The sequence below is a fragment of the Mesorhizobium sp. M6A.T.Cr.TU.016.01.1.1 genome, assembly GCF_003952585.1.
Classification (GTDB): Bacteria; Pseudomonadota; Alphaproteobacteria; order Rhizobiales; family Rhizobiaceae; genus Mesorhizobium; species Mesorhizobium mediterraneum.
Genome location: NZ_CP034452.1, coordinates 5310109 through 5331759, shown reverse-complemented (window position 1 = coordinate 5331759; position 21651 = coordinate 5310109). Strand labels below are relative to the sequence as shown.

Annotated in this window: 11 protein-coding genes; 3 read left to right on the top strand and 8 right to left on the bottom strand. The window is 59.9% G+C overall.

The features are described 5' to 3' along the window. Positions 1-172 precede the first annotated feature (172 nt). Genes EJ075_RS25845 through EJ075_RS25830 form a run of 4 tightly spaced genes read right to left on the bottom strand, consistent with a single transcriptional unit; the run spans position 173 to position 14296 of the window. Positions 173-5986, bottom strand: a complete 5814-nt coding sequence (locus EJ075_RS25845; protein ID WP_126106267.1) for a hypothetical protein — start codon at positions 5984-5986, stop codon at positions 173-175. An 11-nt stretch (positions 5987-5997) separates the two neighbouring features. Beyond that, a complete protein-coding gene (locus EJ075_RS25840; RefSeq protein ID WP_126106266.1) occupies positions 5998-11337 on the bottom strand; it encodes a hypothetical protein in 5340 nt (1779 codons plus the stop codon). 3 nt (positions 11338-11340) lie between these two features. Next, positions 11341-12582, bottom strand: coding sequence for a hypothetical protein (locus EJ075_RS25835; RefSeq protein ID WP_126106265.1), 1242 nt, complete (start codon positions 12580-12582; stop codon positions 11341-11343). 16 nt (positions 12583-12598) lie between these two features. Further along, on the bottom strand, positions 12599-14296 hold the full coding sequence (locus EJ075_RS25830; RefSeq protein ID WP_126106264.1) for a hypothetical protein: 1698 nt from the start codon (positions 14294-14296) through the stop codon (positions 12599-12601). Between the two features lie 423 nt (positions 14297-14719). Between EJ075_RS25830 and EJ075_RS25825 the strand changes: the two genes are divergently transcribed. Together EJ075_RS25825 and EJ075_RS25820 are read left to right on the top strand one after the other, a co-directional pair. Beyond that, positions 14720-15313 (top strand): hypothetical protein, encoded by a 594-nt coding sequence (locus EJ075_RS25825; protein WP_126106263.1) that lies wholly within the window; start codon positions 14720-14722, stop codon positions 15311-15313. A 63-nt stretch (positions 15314-15376) separates the two neighbouring features. Further along, complete coding sequence (locus EJ075_RS25820; protein ID WP_126106262.1) at positions 15377-15769, top strand: hypothetical protein; 393 nt, start codon at positions 15377-15379, stop codon at positions 15767-15769. Between the two features lie 45 nt (positions 15770-15814). On the opposite strand, the gene EJ075_RS25815 is transcribed toward EJ075_RS25820, so the two are convergent. Then, the gene (locus EJ075_RS25815; RefSeq protein ID WP_126106261.1) at positions 15815-16516 is read right to left on the bottom strand and encodes an alpha/beta hydrolase; all 702 of its coding nucleotides are present in this window, start codon (positions 16514-16516) and stop codon (positions 15815-15817) included. Between the two features lie 212 nt (positions 16517-16728). On the opposite strand from EJ075_RS25815, the gene EJ075_RS25810 reads away from it, so the two are divergent. Continuing rightward, positions 16729-18285, top strand: coding sequence for a winged helix-turn-helix domain-containing tetratricopeptide repeat protein (locus EJ075_RS25810; protein WP_126106260.1), 1557 nt, complete (start codon positions 16729-16731; stop codon positions 18283-18285). 261 nt (positions 18286-18546) lie between these two features. Here the strand turns inward: EJ075_RS25810 and EJ075_RS25805 are convergent, their stop codons facing one another. From EJ075_RS25805 to EJ075_RS25795, 3 genes are all read right to left on the bottom strand, one after another. Further along, the gene (locus tag EJ075_RS25805; protein WP_126106259.1) at positions 18547-19446 is read right to left on the bottom strand and encodes a MurR/RpiR family transcriptional regulator; all 900 of its coding nucleotides are present in this window, start codon (positions 19444-19446) and stop codon (positions 18547-18549) included. Positions 19447-19553: 107 nt separating this feature from the next. Beyond that, the gene (locus EJ075_RS25800) at positions 19554-20672 is read right to left on the bottom strand and encodes an ABC transporter permease (RefSeq protein WP_245458012.1); all 1119 of its coding nucleotides are present in this window, start codon (positions 20670-20672) and stop codon (positions 19554-19556) included. 116 nt (positions 20673-20788) lie between these two features. Beyond that, positions 20789-21604 (bottom strand): ATP-binding cassette domain-containing protein, encoded by an 816-nt coding sequence (locus tag EJ075_RS25795; protein ID WP_206437511.1) that lies wholly within the window; start codon positions 21602-21604, stop codon positions 20789-20791. Positions 21605-21651 lie beyond the last annotated feature (47 nt).

Below are 21651 nucleotides of genomic sequence, written 5' to 3'. Positions count from 1 at the left end.
AGCAACTGTATGGCGGATCCCCAGTTTTCCTTGGCTATTCTCCAAGATGTGTCGGATGGCCTAGCGAACAAGACGAATAAAGGTCGTCCCTCGTTTACTAGGTGACCGCTCAGGCATGATTCATCTTAGCTAGTTCTCACATTACGGAAATCACCCCTCTTACCGAACGACACTACGGTTTAAGATTCAGTGGCAGCGATACCTCCAACACAGGCATCTTCTGCTGGTCGCGCCAAACGAGCATCAAGACTGGGTGGTCACTTCTCACCTTCGACGGACGCAATTTCGAAATCAGATCGGCAAGTTTATCTCCCGCCACAGCGGCTAGTGGATCTCCTGTCAGCGAGACCTGGCGCGTCTCGAAGGTAAGAGAATCGGTGCCGCTCCCGAACAGGAAACTGAGATCTGGAAGAGATCGGACGACCATGCCGTTGACTTCGAAGTCGGCTGTCGCCATCCACGATTCCCATAGCCCTTCTTGATTACCCGTATCGGTGTTGACGAAGACCTTGGCGTTCAGAGTGGCCACGAGATCGGCTCCGTGATCGACGGTAGCACCAAGGTCGTCGATGGCGCCGATCCAGTTGGCAAGCGCGTTGACGTCGTGCGCCATGACCTCTCTTCCTTCTGCCGGCACTTTACCTTTGGTGAAAGTCGCCTCGTCGATGACGACGGGAGTGCGCCCCTCAGATTTCCAAGACGAGAACCGCTCGCCGAGGAAGAACTGTGGCGCTATGTCAGGAATGCCGTCATTTCCGACGTCGCGCCAATTCCTGACCACGCGCAATCTAGCACGGCTGACGAGGGATGGCGTGTCGAGCACCGAAACCCTGATCAGCACCGATGCGAGTTCCGGCGGAACGATGTCATCGTAGCGTGGGCCGGATGTCGCGTCGGGCTTGGTGCGGGCAAGCACTTCGAACGCGACGACAGCTCCGATCCCATCGACACCCGATTTGCCTGTGGTCTCGCTCAAGCTCCATGCCCCGCCTGCCGGTGGGCGTGTAATCCTGAACGTCCGCACGCGCTCAGCGTCTGATAATTTGTTTCCAGCAGGGCTTGGAGGATCAAACAAGGTTGCGCCTTCCTGGCCGGATCGGAACCAGGCATCGAGGCTCTTCTCCAACTCAGCGCGTGTAACTTGTGGAGGCGGCGGCGGAGTGGTCTGAGAGGTCTGGCGGAGTCTTCGAAACGCCTGCAGCAATTTGTCGTTGCTGTCGGGCCGCGAAACAGCATCTTCAGGCTCTGGCGGCGGGCCGCCCTTCCACATCTCCACCTCAACGTCGTAGGTGTCGTCTTCGAGGTTGACGGACCAGTTTTCGCTGGGCTTCTGCAGGTCGAGCTCAAACCAGAAATGAGAGATGCTGGTGGTGAGCAAATGCCACCCGGCCGTCAACGGTCCCGAGGAGGCGACGACGCTGGGAAGATAACGAGCCGGGCCGGTCGAGGATTTCGCTTTTTCGATGCGTTTGTAGCTTTTCGCTGGGCCCGTGGCGGATTTCACGGTTACGGCTTTCAGGTCTTTATGGACATCGCGATCGTATTGGACGGGCCATTTGGCATCGGGGCTGACTCGAGGTGGCGTCCCTGGCGCACCGGCGAAGTCGAGGTAAATGGGTGTGCTGCTCCAGACCTTATCGCCCCGAACCGCGTCCACGCTTCGAGCGCGCGGCGGCGGCAAGCGTTCCGGCAGGAGATAAAAGGTCCGCAGGTCTTGCGAGCCGTTGGAGTCTGTTTCTTTCAACCGCCAATCGGGGAAGACATGCACGACGTTGGCGGCGATGCCCCGACCGACCGGAGGCGAAAGGATGTCCTCTCCTCGAACCGCTGTCACGAAGTCAGCGAACAGGATGTCGCTAATGCTCCTGGGAAGTCCGAAGAGATCGCCATCGTTCGGATCAACGCCGCGATACGTGTTTGGCTTGACTTCGATGAGATCGTCGTAGACGCGATCAGGAAGTAGATCGAGGAAATAGTAGGCCGGCTCACCCTTGAGGATGGCGCCCTGCAAGTCAGATGCCGGAAACTTGTCGCTGTCTTCCGTCACCCTGTCTTGATCGTCGATCAGGTGCTTCTTGATGCCAAGCTCGATCAACTCAGTGCTAAAGGTTGAGTGATTAACTCCGGGCGCGGGATCGTTTGCTCGCACCAGCTTGCGGTTGAAGACGCCGACGCCTATGGCGCGCAAGCTCGAAAAGAGCGAAGGCGATGCAAGGAGCTTCTCACGCACCAGTTTGTGCGGCGGTTTGGCGAGATCGGACAGGGAATTTAGCACCTCGCCGGCGTGCCAATGTAGTTGCTGCGCAGGTGCGCTGCCGGCGGCCGCCGGCGGAACATCAACGCGGCTATACAGCTTCATCATCCGTTCGACCGCGCCGCCGGGCTCTTGTCCAAGGATGGAGCGCAGGGCACGGCGAAGCAGGATAGCATCCGTCGTCGTCAGTTCGTCAATCAAGTTGATGCGGTCGTCGATCGGACGACCTTGAAGAATGTCCTCCGTGAGGCATAGGAGAAAATCGAGAAAGTCGATGGTTGCACGGCGGTCCGCAAGCACTGGGTGGGCTTTCGGTAAAACGAAGGCGTGCGGCATGAAGAAAAGGTCGGCCACTCGGTCCACCGGAGGCATCGGAGCGATCGGCGCCAGAAACTTAGTGGCGCCCGGACCCATTCCGCGCAGCGCTGGGCGCTGATCGGGATAAGGGTCCTGGCTCTCAATCCAGGCCGTCGACGTGAACAAACGCGAGGTTGCGTCAGACAGGTAGCGGGTCAGATCATCCAGGGCTGTTTTCGCGAGGCCGCTTCCGGCCTCAGGTCCATCAGCAGCGAGCGGAATGAAGCCACCTTTTGCCCAATCACTCTCGGCACGAACGTCGTCAGGACGTGTCAAGGTCAGGCGCGCACGGAGCATAGAGGCCGTTTGATCGAACGTGGTGCTTGGTGCGATATAGAGCGGCGCCAGGTGATCCGCTTTCGTCGAGAGGCTCGCACAGAGTTTTTCGAAATCTTCGAAGGTGCCATCGAGCGCGGAGAAAAGCTTCTGAAGGTCGGTGCCTGCTACGCTCTGTATTGGAACGGACGTCACGCTTTCAGGCCTCATTCCTAAAGCGAGCGTTGCGTGTCCGCCCGACCCGATCACGGCGGCGTTGTCGTAGACCCAGGACTCGATCGCAAGCTCGACATTACCTCGAACAAGACCGTCGCGAAGCTCGGCCAGAGCTCGATAGAGATTCCGGAGTGGGCCCGGCGTGTCGCTGTTATGCTGATCGAAGGCGAGCTTTAGAGCTTCGCGACGAACGACGATCTTGATCTCGGCCTTACCTGACGCGCCAACCTCGATGAATTCGAGGAGCGGCTCGCGATTGTTCGTCTCGTCAGCCTTGCCGGCGTTCTTGCGTTCGGGGACCATGACGTCGGCGGGGCTCACCACGTCCACTGATCGTCGCAAGTCGACGTTCGGCAGCGTCAAGCCGACCCGATGTCCAAGCTGGTGCTCGAGATAGCCGGAAATCGCGAGTGGCTTGCCTGCCGCATTCCAGAGCTGAAAGCGCGTCTCTTCGCCTGCGTCGTCGTCTCGTGCGGCGTCCTGATCAAAGTGCTCGGCAAGCCAGTACCAGGCCTGCGGGCCAGTCGGGGCGATAGATCCTCTATGCGCCCAGGGGCGATCAAGCTTCGGATCGTCTTCAGGCAGCGGCAACTGCGCATCGGGATCCGAGAGATTTCTGACCATGCCTTTGACCGGCAACGCCACTTTGAGCCGGAGCTTGTTGGCTTCCGAAAATTGCACGGCCTGAACGTCCGGATGAGCGCGCCTAGCAAAGCCGTAGTCAGGATCGAAATCGACCGGCCAGGTCATGGCGACCGCGCCCGCAAGGCGATCGACTGACCGCGACAGACGAGTAAGCGGCGCCTTGGTCAGAATGAGATCCGGCGGTGCCGAGGCTACGCCGGAGGGCCACTCCACCACGTCGAAAATTTGAGAAGCATCGTTGGTCGTCCGGAAAGCTATTTCGACCTGAAACGCCTTCGGTTGAGCTGGATCATAGCCCAGTATCTCTGATAGAGAGCCCGCGGTCTTAGGGTCGGAATCCAGGACCAATGCTGCGCCATCCGCGTCGCGGCTGAGCGCGGTTGGCGCAAGTTGCAGCTCGCCGCCCTTGCCGTTGTCCGACGTGCGCACCCAGAGCCAAGCTTCCGGAAAGCTCGCGCCGGTGCCGAGGGCGGCGATCCAGTCATTAACGATAGACTCGTCGGGGTGCACTTGCTCTAGTAGCCCGAGCGCATAGGCCATGCCCTTGCTCCCGGTCAGGCGGCGCGGCGATAGGTTTACCTGACGGCGATGCCAAGCGTGCACATCCTTCCCGTCGATCTTGGTGGGCAGTACGTCGCCTTCGTTCAAGAGCTCATGCCGAAACAACGCCCTGCGCGGCGCATTTCGGACTACAGCGCCGTCCAGGCCACGATCAACGAATCTCTGGACGCTATCGACGACGTCTAGCAGCGCTTCGGGAGTCGCATAGAGGACGCGGTTGACCGGCGTATGGCCCTCGAGGCGTTGCATTGGTCCCTTGCGCGCGGCAAAGAAGACGATGCGGTCAGGACTAGCTGCGGGGGTTGGCTGCTCACCCGCTGGCCCGCCGAAAATAGCCTCGGCCAAGCCCGGAGTCCTTGCCGGAACATTCGCTACGTCATCGAAACCCGCTTGGAGCAAATTCTTGAGCGCGTCAGATTTTTGCTCGATCGTCCTGCCGCCGATCAGCATCTGGCAGTCGACGATGGTGGTCATGGGGTCATTCACGTCCCAGGGGATCCTGAGAACAAGGCCCGCCAAGGAAGGGACGTTGGTCGCGAGCCACGCTTTGCTGTTGATTCCTTTGGGTACCGCGACGTGTGAAAGGTCGGTTCGCAGCGCCATGAAGCGTTTGGAGCCGGCGACTCCTCCATCCACGCGGGAAAGCGGCCACGCTAGGCGCTCGCCAAATCCAAACAGGCGTCCGAGCATCTGATTGATCGGCATATCGGCATTCCCGCCGGCATTAGCCTCAGCGGTTGCCAAGCCCTCTAGCTCGCTCCACAGCGCATCCAGATAGCCGCGCTCGGTTTGTCCATTTTCGAGGAAAAGGTCAGGGCGATTGCGAACACCGTCGGGCGTCCACTGAAAGCCTGGCAGGCTGATTACAGGGTCCGGCGGTTGGATCGGGATGTCACGTTTTGCGATAGGAAGCAGCAGGTCATATGCCCAGGAGCCATTCGTGCCCCCGCCCGTACGTTTCTTTTCGAGATGCTTACGCCAAGCATCCACATCGCTGAGAGGTACGGATTGTTTTGGAGATGCCGGCCTTAGCAGTGGTCTGACCACCTCCGCCCAGACAAGGTCGCGATCGTCCCTTCGCGTGGGATCTTTGTCTGCCCAAGCGACCGCCATCACTGAAAAAACCGCTAGCAATCCCTGAAACGCGGCCTCCTTTTGCGGGCCCCACTGTGCGCCACCGTCGAGGTCAGCCCAAGTTCGCACAGGCGGCAGCGCATTCGAGAGCGCAGCAAACGCCGGCCATCCCAGCGCTGAGTCTCCATCGAGTTGGTCCCATTGGCCAATGGCAGACTGAGGCTGAAGGCCAAGCGGGCGAACATCAGCCCAATTCGTCGTAGCGCCCGACCGCGTCAGCGCACTTAAGTTGAAAGATAACTGCGTCCCAGGTGGAAGAGGGACGGGGCAAGGCCTCACGATTCCGGAATTTATGAGCTTAATTTCGTCCGAACCGACGAGGTAAACACCATCCGTTACGAGTTGGGCCGCGGACCACATCCGCAAATAGTCGCGTGCGAGTATCTGGTCGCCAGTGGGGCTGCCCTGTGCTGGCTCCAACACGAAGGGTTGCAGCACAAGATAAGTGACGCCTGCGTCGTGCGGGTAGGTTTCGTCCCCCGGAGGCATGGTCGTCAGCAAGCGCGGTTGATGCTGGTGTATGGAAAAGAAGAGCTTGGCCACGCAAGAACTCCCTAGCCGAACGCTGCGTTGCCGGAGATCGACATCTGTACGGCACCGGAGACGCTGAAGGTCCAACTGAATATGCCCGAGCCGACGCGAACCGAGGCGCTATAGGCCGCAGCGAGCGTCGCGTTGTAGGTGAGATAGCTGCGCGCATTCGGAATGTAGACAAGCACGATCTCAACGAAGGCTTGTGCCGACACACGAAATCGCGCTGAAAGGATCCACACATCGACGCCGCCCTCGCCATATGCGTAGACGCCGAGGACGCCTGTGACGCTCAATTTTGCGAGTGATGTCTTCAAAAGCGCGAGCGGGTTATTGCCGATGTTTTGTGGCGCACGCAGCGTAGCCGAACCGACCAAAACTCCAAATACCCCGATGCCGGCTCTGACCCAGGCGATCGATCGGGGTGTCGAAAAAGCATAGCCGAAATAGAACCCCGCGCCAGCGGAGAGCGTGATGTCCTGATAGCCGGCCGGCGCCGGCGGCAGTCCCTCCGGCGGCTTAATGGACGTGCGTTTCTCGACGAAAAAGCCGAATTTCGCCTCATAAACGCCCATGGGGATTGAGAAGGCCCGCTCCCACATATAGCCATTAGGGCCACGCCATGGTTGACCGAGATCGATAAGGAAGTCCCATGCCGGATTCCATTCGAGCGCGATCTCTCCCGACTCCATCACGCCCATCATGTCCAAGGCCGCAATGCGCAAGGCCACGCGGAAACGATCGAGTTGCGGCGTATCACCCGGGATATAGGCGAGACTGATGTCCTCTTCGCCGGTGATCAGCTTGGCGATGGGGCCGCCGAGCCTGATGCCATAGTAGACGCCGTCGTGGAATATCAGCGCGCATGGTTTGAAGAGTTCGCCGAGTTCGAAGCGAATGCCAAAAAGCCAGCCGAATTCGCGATCGAGCTTGAAGTTGAGCTTGTCTTTCTGCTTCAACCCCTGAATCGCTTTGATTTCGTTTGCCAGATCGGCCTTTGTCAGGTCCAGCAATGCGTCGAGGAGTTTTTTGTCCAGGCCGATATTTTGCGCAACCAGCAGCCACTGGAGCTTGAAGAATCCGTCTGCTGCTCCGGGCGAGGCATACCAGGCGAGGAAGCCACGATTCCTTGCGTCTGCCGTGTCGTGCGCGTAGACGAGCGTTCGCGCCTTCTTCTTCCCGGCATCGTCCTCGTTCTTGAAAAGCTGCCAGGAAAGGATGCTGAGGTTAAAGCCATCAGCCCAGATCGCACCCGCCTTCTTGCCGTCGGCCAGCGTAAAGACGCCGGCATCGATCTCCTCGAATTCGATGGTCAGCAGGCGAAACAGCGATATCTTCAAGTTGCGGCCGCTCAATGAGGCAAGGCCGACCCCTGGTTTTCCGAACTGCGGCTTTTTTTTCGGATCATCGGAAGACGCGACCGAGACGCCGGTGCGAGCGACAAGGGAGAACTGCCCGGCGCCGTCCAGTGTCGGCGTCCGTCCGAATTCAATTTGCGTATCGAAGTATGGATAGCCATAACGACTGTCGGGCGAGCCTCCCACGAATGTCGGTTCCACCAACGGCACGGTCTCGGCGGCAAGGCGTGACCTTATCTCATCCGGCTTGCCACGTAGCAGTCCTACTCCGACAGGCCGGATATCCAGTCCCGCGATGGTGATCCTGCGTGGGTCGGCAAGGGGGAAGCGGATGCCGCGAAGGTCGAAGGACAGCCCGCGCATGAGTCCCATCGCGATGGCTCGCCCTCCTTCAACTTCCGGAATGCGGATCCGGAAATCAGAAAGGTTAAGAGGCTGGGACGCCTCGAAGTTGAAAGCGCCGAGATTCCAATCCTGGCAGATGATGTCAGCATCGTTATCGAGTGTCGTGTCGCCATCATGGGAGCCGACACGAATCCCTTTGAATTTCACTTGGTCGATGAAAGCGACATCAATTTCTAGGCTCCGCGGTGTGTCGAAAGTCGCAGCGAAGCTGAAATCACGCGGCTTGCCCGTGACCGATCCAGTGGTCGGCGGCAATGTTCCGGAAATGGTGATCGGGTCCCAATCGAAGCGCCGACCGAAGAGCTCGCGAATGTCGAGCTTGAACGAAATATCACCGCTTAGAATCGTCGTGCCCTTGACAGTCGCGGAAAAGCGTATGAGCGACCACGCGACATCGGCATTGCCCCACGTCGGTGGCGCGTTCTGAGGTTGGCCCACATCGCTGGTCCAGCCCGCTACTTCGGCGACTTTCTCGATCCGACCCCAGACATCCAGAGCAACCGGCAGCGAACCTTCTGGGGCGCGGCCGCCCACCGCCGCGAAACGCGCCGCGATGTGCGAGAAGCCGCAAAGCGTCTTGAGCACCGGATCGCGATCGAGGTCGATTTTGGGATTGATGATGAGGGTACCGCGCCACTCCTTTAGCTGCAACTCCTCGGGCAAGAGGCCGACAAATGCGGCGACGGGGTCGTCGCCCTGTTGCGGGTCGAGCATAAAGGGATCCGCGCGCCCCTTATCTGCGTAGGCGTTTGTCACTTCCTTGAGTATTTCGGGGAAGCCGCGTGTGCCGCCGAGCTTGATGATCAAGGTGGTCTGGTCATCGAGGAACATGTCCCACGCCTTGCTGCCCCCGAAAGTGCAGAAATCAAATCGATGGTTCCAAAGCGCGGCAACGCGATCAAGCGGATGAAGGCGTGTGGAATCGGCGTTGGGGTCCCCTGAATCGGGGCGCCGCAGGCGGCGAGAAATGATCAGGTAGTCCGGCGGCTCGCCGGCGAGGTCAGCCAATCGTGCGAGCGGCACGCCCATATCACGCAAAATTTGCGCGAACGTCTCGGCGTCGACCGCTTCTTTCAGAAGTTCAGCGTAGACTTCATGCGTGAGTTCGGCGCCAAAGCGAGCGGCGAGATCAATAAGTTGCTCGCGCATTTCGCCGGCAAGCTGGTCACGATCTCGCCAGACTCCTTGTGCGAATTCGAATATGGGAGGAAGTCCTTGTAGAAGCTCCGCCAAGAGGCCTTGCGGCGCCTCCTTTAGACCCTTGAAGTAGTCGTTCACCGCATTCGTGAGCTGGTCGGTGATAAATGCCTCAAGAATGGCGCGGTCGTCCGCCAACGTTTTTGACCCGAGAGCAGCAATCGCCCGGTTCGCAAGCTCCATTGTGGGAGGCGCGTATGCAAACTGCAGCAATCGCTCTAGCAGACCGCTCCCACGATCCGGATCCAGCAGTTCGCCAATCTCATCCGGCGAGGCTTCCTTGAGGGCTTCGTCATAGACGTCGAACCCAAGAACATCCGGCGGATTTCGCGCGAGGGCGTCGCGAGCAGATTCGAGGCGCTCCGAGGCCTCGATGAGATCGTCGAAGCTCCAGTCGTCTGGGCTTGGCAGAGCCGGTCTGAGGCCGACGAGGTAGTCCCATAGATGTTGGCGGGCCGTTTGCCACCCTGCAGGCGGCGTGCCGCGCGGGTCGCCGGTCCAGAACCAGTAGAAGTTTTCCAGCGGACCATCGAATGCAGTTCGACCCGCGGCCAGCGCCATTGCTGGCTGTTTGAACGGATCCGTGCTGGCTGCAGCCCTTGCCCGAACTCGTTTGGCAAGGCTGTCGGCGGATGGTCCGCCAAACAGAAAGTCGGCGGAATCGTTTGGGGTTGGAACGGACCATGCGGTCAAGGCGCTCTGCCTCATCGGCTGTTTGCCGCTGGCGAGCACCGTCGCGGCTTGTCCAACCGAACGAGGATCGAACGCGCCGTCCGCCGTACGGGTTGTTGTCGGCGCCGGCGCAAGCACGCGCAGCAAAGGCAATTGGGTCGGAGCGACTCGCAGACCTTCGATGTGTTCGTAGTCCGTCGGATCGGGCTTCGAGAACGCATCCCGCATGTCTTTATTAATCTGCTGCAGCCACTTCGCCCCTTGCTCTGCAAGGCCATCCTTGGGGTCCTGCGCGCTACCCAGATTTGAGAAAGCCCATTTCGGATCAAGCATCGGTAGCACGAGCGTGGGCTGGCTCGCGATGGCGACGCGGCGAGAGACCTCCAACGTCTTGACACCACCGCGTGTCTGGTAGGTCGCCTGCTCGGGCAACTGCATCGCGAAGGCCGTCGCCTGCGCGCCTGTTGTCTGCAGGGGAATCTCGACTGTCGGAAAAATGAAACGCAGGCCGTTTGAGCCGTCCCTAATCGGCTTGAAATGGAGGGCGACCACTTGAGGGCTTCTCGCCCCAACGGCGCCTTTCGCCACTGGGGCGTCGAAAATCAGCGCGGCGTCCGCTGCGAAACCCAGAACCTCGCGTGGCCGTTTGCCTTGCAGCGGCGTCGACCGGCCCCGAACCCAGTAAGGCGGCTGCAGTCGCTTGTTTTTCAATGGTTGCGGTGTTTGCGGTTCCTTGTACAGCACCACGGGATCGACAGTCTCCAACCGGGCGGCCACCTGGAGATCCTTCATAGAGTCTCCGATCACAATGGCCTGATTGGTCTCGCCCTGCGGATCGACTGTCGGTTTGACGTGGCCCTGACGCCCACTGAGCGGAAGCCGGTCATCAACAGAGAAAATCAGTGGATGGCCGTGCTCGTCCATAAGAGCCGGCGTGGCGAGTCGCATTGCTCCCCCTACCTCGGCCGGGACGAGTGACCAGCCACCATTGACCCATGTGCCGAAGCTGAACTCGATGCGGGTGGCGAGGTGCGCCTCGGAAACGACGTGCTGGAAGTGGTAGCCGTTCTCCTTGAGATCGAGCGGGCGGGTTGGATCGAGCACATCGCCGTTGAGATAGACGGCATTCGAATGTGGCCAAAACAGCACGTCGAAGGCATCGTCCGACATGCGCATCCGCTCGACAACGAATTCCTGTATGACTTGCGTGCCCGTCGGTGTCCTGCTGAACCTATCCTTCACCGTCAAATAGGGTGCGCCTCCGCGCGGCCATATCTCGACAACACCCTTGGATGCGTTGGGAGACATCAGCGTCGAGGTCCAGTCGAGCGACCATTCCGAGGGCTTGAGCCAGCCGGTATTTGCTATTTTCGCCGCAGTCCCGAATTCGGAGGCGCGAGGTGTGACCAGAACGACGCCCAGTTGCTGGTCCGGGGCGGGGACGGTAATTTTCGTAAAGCCCAGAGGGATCGTCGACGGGCCAAGCTTGAAATCAATGGTCCCTGTCCAATTTGCGTCTCCTGGCAGGGGTTCTATGTCGTTTCCGGCCACCCGGCATTTCAAATCGAAGGTGAGTTGCTTGAAGATAAGGCCGGCGAAAGGGCCATTAATCCAGACTCGTACGACGGGACCGGCTACGAGTTGCAGGGACAGCTTTGCGGAGCCGAGCGGGTAATCGCGTGCGGTTCCGTCAACCTGATAGACATTGGCGAAGAGCCTCAATGCAGGCATGTCTCAGCCCTCCCCTCTCGCGGCGCAGCCCATTGGCGATACCGTTTTCGACTGTGGTGTTCTGTTGGAAGCCCAGACCAGTTCGTCGACGTCGGATGCAGTCAGGACGGACAGCACCGAGACGGGCAGGCTCCAACTGAAGGTCTGTTTGTGCAAAGTAACGAGGTCGCGTTTTCCATTCGCGAGCACGACGTTGTGGGTCGTTTCGAGATTCGGATCGTCGACAATTCGATATTGCTGACTGCTGCCGCGTAGCCGCAGCGCCTTGATCTTGAGTTTGGGCGAACGCAAGCAGATCCCTGCGTCTTCCCATTCCTTCAACGACCAGGTCGGAGGATCTGTTTGGAACGGCGCGACCGCGTCGAATTCGATCGTTCCTTGTAGCGCTTTGGGGGACGCGAGGACCCATTCCTGGGCGTAGTAGTTGTCGGCTTCTCCCGGGTTCGCAGCCAGCGCTGCGGACGCCCAACTTCCAAGAGCGGTATCGCCGCGGACACCAAAGACAGTCATCGGCTCACGAGTTAGGCGTGCTGCGGCACACCCTTTCAAATATTCGCTGTCCGATCCACCGGTGACAAGGAAAGCACGAGCGAAGCGTTGCCGATCTTGTCGACCTGGTAGCGCGCGACATATGGCGCGGATGTCTGCTTGCACGGCTAGCACCGGCGCCGCACGTGCAGCCGCGCCCGCGTTCTTGGACGGCGCAATCGCCTTGACGCAAAGACTGCCAACAAAGGCGTTCCACACCGCCGCCTCGTGCGTCTTCAAGGCGGCCGCCAGCTTCTGTCGCTCGGGGCGGGTAAGGCCATCGCCCTCGCTGCCCGCGTCCTCGACCCACGCCCTTGAGCGATTAACCTGTAGAAATGTCGCCAGTGCCTGCTGCTCGTCAACGTCGAGATGCCCGCCCGATGGATTCACCTCTCGCAGTCGAACGTCGACTGTTCGAACGATCGGCGGATGCGTATTTTTGTTGTCGAGGTCTTGCGTGCCGGCCGACCAGACCGCCAGACGCAGGCGATCGCCGGGAAGCACGCTGGGACCGCCTGTGGGGCGACCGCCGTAGTGAAAGCATCGGCGATTATCGAAAGCCTCTGCGCCGTATTGGCGATCCGTTATGGCTTCCGGTCCGACAACCGTTGTGCGCGAGAGGTTTCCTGTGGCGCAGCCCGTCGCGAGAATTGCGATCGCCAGCGCTAACCCCTTATGGAGAGTGCCGTGACGGACGTTGGCAGCCGGTGAGGACACGAGGTGCTCTCCTGAATCAAGGCATCGGCGGCAGGCCCGCCTCATCGAGTTTGAAGGAAGAAGTTGTTCTCGATAGCGTCGGACTACAGACGGCTTTCACAAGCGCGTACTTTCCGGCCGGCGGCTTAGCATAGTTCCAGCGATATTCGGCCGCCTTCGGCCACTCTGCGAGAGCGCGGCAATCCGCGTAGAGCTTGTCGCTCGTGAGTGGCCTCTTTGCGAGCCGACTGCGATGGTCGTGCAGTTCGTCCAGCTTGCCTTTTAGCTCTTTCTTCTCAGCACTTGTGAGCCCATTGAAGGCGCAGGCCGCAATGACAGCCTCGATGAGTTGAGCTTGCTCTGCGTCTCCCCATTTTCCGACGTTTGTGGGGAGATTCGCGAAAGCCAGTGCAAGCCGCAGGCTCGGTCCGCGGAACGAAGTTAGCGAAAGGAATCCGGCCCATCGAACGTGACATCGCACAAGCAGTGCCACAGCGACTTCCGACGTGAACATCTTCGACAACCGAACCTTCTTTGATCCTGCGGGCTTGCCGGGACGATCGGCAGGATCGATCTCGAAGGAGAGAATGTCGCGAAGTCGCGCACGACCCAAATCCCACTGTCGCTTCCGATAGCTTGGCACATAGCGGCCGAGCGCCAACCAGCGCCAGAACCAGTGAGTGGTGTGCAGCCACTGCAGGTCATCAAGCCTCTTCTTGCCGGGATCCTGTGAGGCAGTATCAAGCGGCGCCCAGTCTATCCGACCGATGTAGTTCCTGGTGCTCGGCCAACTTGGCTTCTTCGGCCCCGCGGAACCCGCAGGCCAGTCAGGTTTCAGCGAGACGCCAAATGGATCGAAGAATTTCGCTTTGGCGTCGGCTGCTTCTCGCCCTGCCCAGTATGCCAGATAAGGCGCCAACTCTCCTGCCCCGGCGACTGCGTCCGGTTTGCTGGGCTTGGCACCGCGCGCTGGGGCAAGAGCCCAATTGTAGGGTCCGCAGGAGATTACTGCGTCATCGTATCCGTTAATGCCGTCGAACCGGCCCCCCGATTCGATTTCGCATATCGCACGCAGTACTCGGAAGGTAGCTTTTGTTTCGTCCTTTGTAATCGAACCCCAATCGATTCCTATCAGCGTTTCTGGGAGGATCTCGTCGGCATCGCTCCCATGCCGGACATAGCCGCCTTGCCAGTCCTTGCTGAAAATCGCGATGCCACCGCCCGGCTCCATCTTGTCCGGCGAGGTCTCATGCGCCGGACGAAACAGCCCCGTAAGATCGCAGACACGAACGACAATGCGCTTGAGCTGCGCTTTCTTTCCCCCATGAAATGCCACAAGGCGCGGATCATCGTATCGCCAGTGGTTCCCAAAAATCGGGTCATTTGCTGTCTCGATGTGTTCGAGGTTCCCCTTGTTGCGATAGAACAGATCAACCACGACAGGGCAGCGGTACCGCTCCTTTTCCCATGCCGCGAGACACGTCATGAAGCCGGCAGCGTTCTCGTCTCCGTCTTTCGGACCTTTGTAGATATGCTGATTGGCAACGGCCTGAAGTCGGTCGAGCCATCTCGGCGGCGGAGGTCCCATAATTTCCTGAGCGACGCGAGATCCGGATGCGTAGATTTGGAACTCGCGAACCGCATGTCGCAGCCAGATCGCTTTCGCTCCTGCACCATCGCCTGAGAAGAACAGATTAAAGCCCAATGCAGCAAGGCGATCGGCGAGGTCAACCACACAACCCTCCGCTGCTTTGTGCCAAGCGCAGGTATTGTGATGCGAGATCGACGCAAGGCAACATGACCCCGCGCGCCAGCGTGAAGCGCAAGACTCCCCCCTTCTTGCCGCCAAGCCCCTCAATATTGCGCGGCGACTACCCCATTGCGAGCGTTGTATTTCGACGTTAGTACTTCGGTTAAAAATTTGCAATAGAGCGAATTGAGCGCGTTAAAGGTGCGATGATCCTGCAGGTGCCAAGACTGTGATTTCAACACCGCCATATGGAGAATTACAGAGGCAAAATCCGATTTCACCTATGGAAATCGTTGCCATTCGCCCACGAATCGTACGAATAAAGAGCGCATGTTTCGTAGGATTAACTACAGCCATAATAACTGTTTATAGGTTTTGCTCATTCGTTACTGTCTCACAGGAGGTCGCATGACACCCATCGACACTCAAACACGCCAAGTGCTCGGCTTCGAACCGATCGTCATCGGAGTGCTATGCTTGGCCTGTCTGATCTTCATTGTGGGCATCATCCAAGCGGGCCACGCCAGCCTAATGTGCGACCCGCTTCCAACGCCTCCACCGGTTGATCCGACAAACGGTGGTCTCTGTGACGCCCAAGGCAGACCTCTCGCCAACGCCTACTTGAGTTCCACCGTTGTTCCACTGTCCGCCACCCTTGCCACGTTCTTCGGAGCAGCCCTCGGTATCGCGAATAGAGAAACCCCGACATTAGCCGCACGCGCTCGCGATAGGCTTCCATCTTTTCTGAGCTGGGCTGGTCTGCTTCGCAGGGACAGCAAAACCTACACCCTGATTCAGACGTTGGCAGCTTATACCTACCTTGCCGGATTGTTGGCAGCAGGAATATATCTATTCCGCGACCTGCAGCCGCCGACGACCGAAACCCTCGATTCCCCTTACACGCACATGATCATAAAGGCTTGCGGAACCTCCCTCGCCGGCGTTGTTGTTGGCGTAGTCGCATTGGCGCTCGGAGTAAAACCGCAGAGCGGCAATCCATGACCAATCCCATAATGTGTGCGAGCATTTTCTGGCGGCGGTCAGGTTCAGGCGGGATATTGCGGGATGATCACAGAGCGTCATTTGATCCAGACACCAAACCCATACCTCAGCTCATTTGCGGATGCGGTCAACATACTGAAAAGTAACACATTTTTTTCTTTGGTTACATTGATCCACAAACAGTCCGCTCGATACCCGTCGGGAACGCTGGATCACGCCGCGTTACGCTCGAGTGAAGATCGCTTTGAAAGGCCTGCCTTCAGGATCTGTCGTGGTGCAAATTCGGCGCGCGACGAGTTGATAGAAAGCAAAATTAGGCAGTCGTCCTGTGACGTCGTTATCGGGGGAGAAATGCGCCCTTCCCTATCTCACAATGCAATGCCGAATTTCACGCCCCTGCCTGTGATCGGGATGACTGAAATGGGGCCGCAAGCAGACGGTCCGGTTTCAGAATGAGCTGTTCATAACGCGGCCCGGGCTTTTCGTATCTGATGTCATGGCTTACTTCGTGGCCACGCCCTTGGCCGCCTGTTCGATGAGCTTGGCGACAGCCGCTGGATCGGAGACGTAGACGGCGTGGCTGCCGGGGACTTCGACCGTCGTTGCTCCGGCGCGGGTGGCCATCTGGTGCTGTGCCGGCGGCGGGATCATTTTGTCGTCGGCGGCGACCAGATACCAGCTCGGCTTCACTTTCCATGCCGGAGCGGTGACCTTGCCTTCGAGGGCCGGGATGCCCCACGGAACCTGCGAGTCGGCCATGAAGGCGGCGAGCGAGGGGCGCACGTCGGCGGCGAAGGACGCGGCGAACTTCTCCTTGTCGAGCATCAGGAAGCCGTCGACGGGCGGCAGGATCGGCGGCACCGGAGCGCCGGGAGGCGGGTTGGCGATCAGGGTCGCAACCGACTCGCCGACATCGCCGGCGAAGGCCGCGATATAGACGACACCAGCCACTTTGGGGTCGGTGCCGGCTTCCGACACCACGATGCCGCCATAGGAATGGCCGACCAGGATGACATCGCTCTTGGCTTCGGCAATGGCGCGCTTGGTGAAGGCGACGTCGTCGGCGAGCGAGGTCGTCGGGTTCTGGACGATGGTGACGTCATAGCCGTCCTTCTTGAGGATCTGGTAGACGCCGTCCCAGCCGGAGCCATCGACGAAGCCGCCATGCACGAGGACGACGGAATTTGCTGCATTGTTCGACATTTGAGTTCTCCTTTTCAAAGCGTTGTTGGGTGTTGGTTGGTTGAGGCCGGTTGAACGTTTGTTGCAGGAGGACTATGCGCCGGCGGCAGCGGCTGCGCTTTGAGGGGACATTCAGGACCGCTTGATTTTCCCTTGAGATCACTTTGATTTTGCGCTCAAGACGCGGCTAATGTGTATGACGGGCAATTTCCGGACGATTTGGAGATAGCGATTTGTCGTATCATTTTGAGGATTTTGCTCTGGATGGCGAGCGGCGCGAATTGCGCCGTGGCAACGAGCTGGTCCCCGTCGAGCCGCAAGTATTCGACCTGCTGCAATTTCTGATTCGCAACCGTGAGCGGGTGGTGAGCAAGGACGATCTGGTCGATGCGGTCTGGCAAGGGCGGATCGTCTCCGACGCCACGCTGGCCAGCCGTGTCAACGCCGCGCGCAATGCGCTTCGGGACAGCGGCGAGGAGCAGCGTCTCGTCCGCACCATCCTGCGCCGGGGCTTTCGCTTCGTCGGCACAGTGCGCGAGGAAGGCGGTGCCCAGACGACCGCACCGGCACCGGTGCAGCAAGCCAAGCCGGACCTGGGCATTCCCGCCCGTCCCTCCATCGCCGTGCTGCCCTTCGCCAATTTGAGCGGCGATGCCGAACAGGATTATTTTGCCGACGGCATGGTCGAGGACATCATCACCGGCCTGTCGCGCATCCGCTGGCTGTTCGTCATCGCGCGGAACTCAAGCTTCACCTACAAGGGCCGCGCGGTGAACGTGAAGCAGGTCGGGCAAGAGCTAGGCGTGCGCTATGTTCTGGAAGGCGGCGTGCGCAAGGTGGGCAACCGCGTGCGCATCACCGGCCAGCTGATCGACGCCGAGGACGGCAGCCATCTCTGGGCCGAGCGCTACGACCGCGAGCTGACCGACGTGTTCGCGCTACAGGACGAGATCACCGTCAGCGTCGTCGCGGCGATAGAACCCAATCTGCGCCGGGCCGAGATCGAGCGCGTCAAGCGCACGCGTCCCGACAGTCTCGACGCCTACGATCTTTTGCTGCGCGCACTGCCCGATGTCTACACCTTCATGCCGCGGGGCGCCGCCAGGGGCCTGCCGCTGCTCGACCGGGCCTTGGCCATCGAGTCGAGCTACGCCCTTGCGCACGGCTTTGCCGCCTGGGCGCACCAGACGCTGTTCATCCGCGGCGGCTTGCTGCCGGAGCATCGCGACAAGGCGGCCCGTCATGCCCATGCGGCGATCGAGCACGGTCCGGGCGATGCGATGGCGATGGCGCTCGCCGGCTTCACCATCGGCATGGTCGAACACGACCGCAAGCTGGCCGACGCGGCATTCGCGACCGCGCTTTCGCTCAGCGCCTCCTGCGCCTTCGTCTATGCCTTTGGCTGCGTGTCGGTGGCCTATGGCGGCGATGCGGCACGCGCCATCGACTGGGGCGAGCAGGCGATCCGGCTCTCCCCGCTGGACGCCATGAACTGCGTGCCGCACGGCATTGTCGGCTTCGGCAATTTTCTCTCCGGCCGTCACGAGCAGGCCGTCGCGGCAGGCCGGCGGGCGGTGGAGATGACCCCCGGCTTCAGCATGCTGCATGGCTGGCTGGCGGCTCCACTGGCAAGGCTCGGCCGGCTCGATGAGGCCAGGGCGTCAGCCGCGCGGCTCCTGGCGCTCGACCCGCATTTCACCATCGGCCGGTGGTCGGCGGCGGTGGGACTGGCGCCAGAGATTGCCGGTGAGGTGACCGACGCGATGCGGCTGGCGGGTTTGCCGGAGTAGGAGCGCTGGCCCAAACTATGTCCGCTTTTGGCGGACGGACGGGATCGTTGGATGACCACGAGAGGCGCATTGTGGTCAGGCAGCCTACGGGCCGCAAACGGACTGTCCGTGTTCGCGTTGTCCGGGCTAGAAACGACTGATGCGCCTAATGTGGCGCGACCACTTTGTGCAAGCTGACTTTGTGCCTTGCACCTTTCCGAAATGCGACCAATTGTTGGACTTAGCCTCGCACCCAGCTAGCTCGTCACTTCGAAGCCAACTTCAGGAAGCAGGCTGCTGCTGCCGGCCCTGGGGACTGGTAACTGTTGGTATTCGAGGACTATCAGGACTCTGCTGGAGCCGGCTCGCCAATGCCACCGTGAGAGCTTGCGCGAGGCACATCGGGGCTGCCAGCGAGCGCGAGAAGGTGTATTCGTGCTCAGGGACAGCGAAAAGCACCGAGGCTGACTTCGCGAGTGGCGACAAGGTGCTGTCGGAGATGGCGATGATCGGCACCTTGGCCGCAGCTACCTGTTCAACCACATTGACGACTTCCGTTGCGTAGAACCGGAAGGAGACCGCAAACAGCAGGTCGCGCTGGGTAATCGTGCGCGCCATGTAGGTTGCGAGGCCGCCGCTGGGATCCAGAAGAACGCATCTTTTGCCAAGCATCGTCAGGACGTAGCGAAGTAGGTCGACAACCGGGGCCGAGCGCAGCTGTCCTATCAGGTAGACTGTCTCACTCTTCTGCAACAGATCGACGGCCTCGACGATTTTGTCAGCCGAAACGTCCGCCAGCAAATCCTGCAGCGATGCGATATCCCGCACAACCAGATCCCGCAGAAACCCGAGTTCGCTTCGATCTTCGCGACTGCCCAACTCCGCTTCGAGAGCCCGCATTCTCGCCTCGAAGCCTGGCGCGGCAGTGGAAAGGCGCTTTTGAAACAAGCCCTGAAGCTCTTTGAAGCCCTCATAACCGAGTGACTGCGCGAAACGAACAAAACTGGACGCGTGGATTCCACAGCGCTCGGCGATCGCGCTTACCGACAGAACCGCTACGTCATTCGGGTTCTGCGTCAGATAGACGGAAATGGCCTGATACGACTTGCTCATGGCCTCGTAACGGTCATGCACAAGGCGGATGAGCTCTTCGTAGTTCTTCGGCGGTTCGGCGACATTCATATTCAAGATTCCTGCAAAATTCGTTGCAGTGTGCCCCGAACTCGTTGGAATTGCCAATGGATTGGCGAAATGGTCCGCAGCTTTCAATGCGGACCATTTCCCATCGTTCAATAGGCCTGCTGACCGGTCAGTTTTTCGATGATCTTGTCGATCGAGACCGCCAGGACGAGCAGCAACCCGGTGACGATAAGCCTGACCTCGTTCTTGACGCCCATGAGATTGAGGCCGTTTTGAACGGTTCCGATGACCAATGCCCCAAGCAGGGCCGCATGGATGGCGCCGCGCCCGCCGAACAGGCTGACGCCGCCAATAACCGCCGCGGCTATGGATTCCAGTAGAAGCGTGCCGCCGCCGACTCCTCCGCCGGAAAACACACCCACACCCAGCGTTCGTGAGGACGCAATGATGCCCGCAATAGCCGCGACGCCGCCTGCGATGGCAAACGCCGCGGCCCGGATGCGCGTCACCTTGATGCCGGAGCGCCTGGCGGCCTCGGCATTGTTGCCGATCGCGTAGAGGTAGAGGCCGAACTGCGATTCGTTGAGAATGTACCCGCCCAGCCCAAGCAGAACCGCAAATATGAGCACTGGTAGCGGAATTCCCTGATTGGCATTGAGGACGACGACCACCCCCGCGCCGATGAGTGCCGATACAGTCAACGGTATAGCGACCGAATGCATGACGGAGACTTCGAGGCCGACTCTACGTCTGCGCCGGACGCTGGAAAGAATGAGAAGCGCCAGCACTACGAGGCCGACCGCCCAGGCGAGCCAGGCGTAAATTCCTTCGATCGTCGTTTGTGCAATCAATTCGACGCCCGTACCCATGAGCCCGAACCGTGCCGTGGCAGGCAATAAAAGCAGCTGGATGCCGTTCAACGCGAGACCGAGTCCAAGCGTAACCACAAATGAAGGCACACCGATCCAGTTTACCCAGCGGGCTGAGCCCGAGCCGATTGCAGCACCAAGCAAGACCGACAGCGGAAGGGCAAGCCACGGGGAAATACCGTAGTCGACAATCATTTTGGCGCTCATCACTGCCGTGACGCCATGGATAGCCGCAATCGAGAGATCGATCTCGCGAACCAGAAGGACAAACATCAGGCCGAGCGCCATGATGCCGACGACGGTCGACTGCAGCAGCAAGTTCGAAAGATTGCGAGGTGTGATAAACACGTCGCTTTGAAGCGCGAAGAAGACCCAAAGCGCCACAAGTCCAATTATCACTGGCAACGCCCGAAGGTCGCTTCCAAGCAACTCGCCAAAGGTGCGGCGTTTCGGAGCCGCGCTTGCCGGGATCGAGACCATGACTTTCCTCCCTGAGGTGAGTTTTCGGCGGCGGATCAGCCGGCCAGATTTACACCTTCGTTGCCGCCCACCATCGCATTCACGACCGTCTCGCCGGTCACGTCCTTCGAGCGGAAACTGGCGGCGTTCGCGCCAAGGCGCATAACCTCGATCCTGTCTGTCGAGTTGACTACGAAATGATGGATGTCATGGCTGACAACGACCACACCGAGCCCGTCATCAGCCAGGCTGCGTATAAGGTCCGCAACCTGCTGCGCGGCCGAGTGGCTCAGAGCCGCGGTGGGCTCGTCCAAAATGACCACCTTGGGCTTCCACAGGACCGATCTGGCGATCGCGATGTTCTGGCGCTGTCCTCCCGACATCGCACCGACGGGTCGGGTCAGCGAGAGATTGCTGAGCCGCATACGGGACATGACCTCGCGAGCCCGCATCTCGCACTCTGCCCGCCTTATGCGACTGCCGAACAGGCGCGAGCCGGTAAGTTCGCGTCCCAAAAACAGGTTCTGCACGGCATCCAGATTGTTGCACAAAGCGAGGTCCTGGTAGACGGTGGCAATGCCATGCTTGGTGGCATCGGACGGGGTACGAACGAGCGCCGGCCTGCCTTCGATCTCGTATTCGCCGGAGTCAGCGGCGTGAACGCCTGCCATGACTTTGACGAGCGTCGACTTGCCGGCTCCATTGTCACCGACAAGGGCAACAATCTCGCCGGCGTGAACGTCCACGGACGCGCCGCGTAGCGCATGCACTGACCCAAAGGACTTCTGGATGTTGCGGAGGGAAATGAGCGGCACGGACGAGTTCGTGGCCGGCGCGTTCCGCATGGAAGGCGCATCTGCTGGTGCGGTCATTGCTTTCTCCTCCCCAGGCTTGGTGGGGGGCCATCCTCGGTGGCCCC

Excerpts from the sequence above, each read along its gene's own strand:
- EJ075_RS25840 (WP_126106266.1), bottom strand. The coding sequence starts at position 11,337 with ATGCCTGCATTGAGGCTCTTCGCCAATGTCTATCAGGTTGACGGAACC.
- EJ075_RS25825 (WP_126106263.1), top strand. The coding sequence starts at position 14,720 with ATGACACCCATCGACACTCAAACACGCCAAGTGCTCGGCTTCGAACCG.
- EJ075_RS25820 (WP_126106262.1), top strand. The coding sequence starts at position 15,377 with ATGATCACAGAGCGTCATTTGATCCAGACACCAAACCCATACCTCAGC.
- EJ075_RS25815 (WP_126106261.1), bottom strand. The coding sequence starts at position 16,516 with ATGTCGAACAATGCAGCAAATTCCGTCGTCCTCGTGCATGGCGGCTTC.
- EJ075_RS25805 (WP_126106259.1), bottom strand. The coding sequence starts at position 19,446 with ATGAATGTCGCCGAACCGCCGAAGAACTACGAAGAGCTCATCCGCCTT.
- EJ075_RS25795 (WP_206437511.1), bottom strand. The coding sequence starts at position 21,604 with ATGACCGCACCAGCAGATGCGCCTTCCATGCGGAACGCGCCGGCCACG.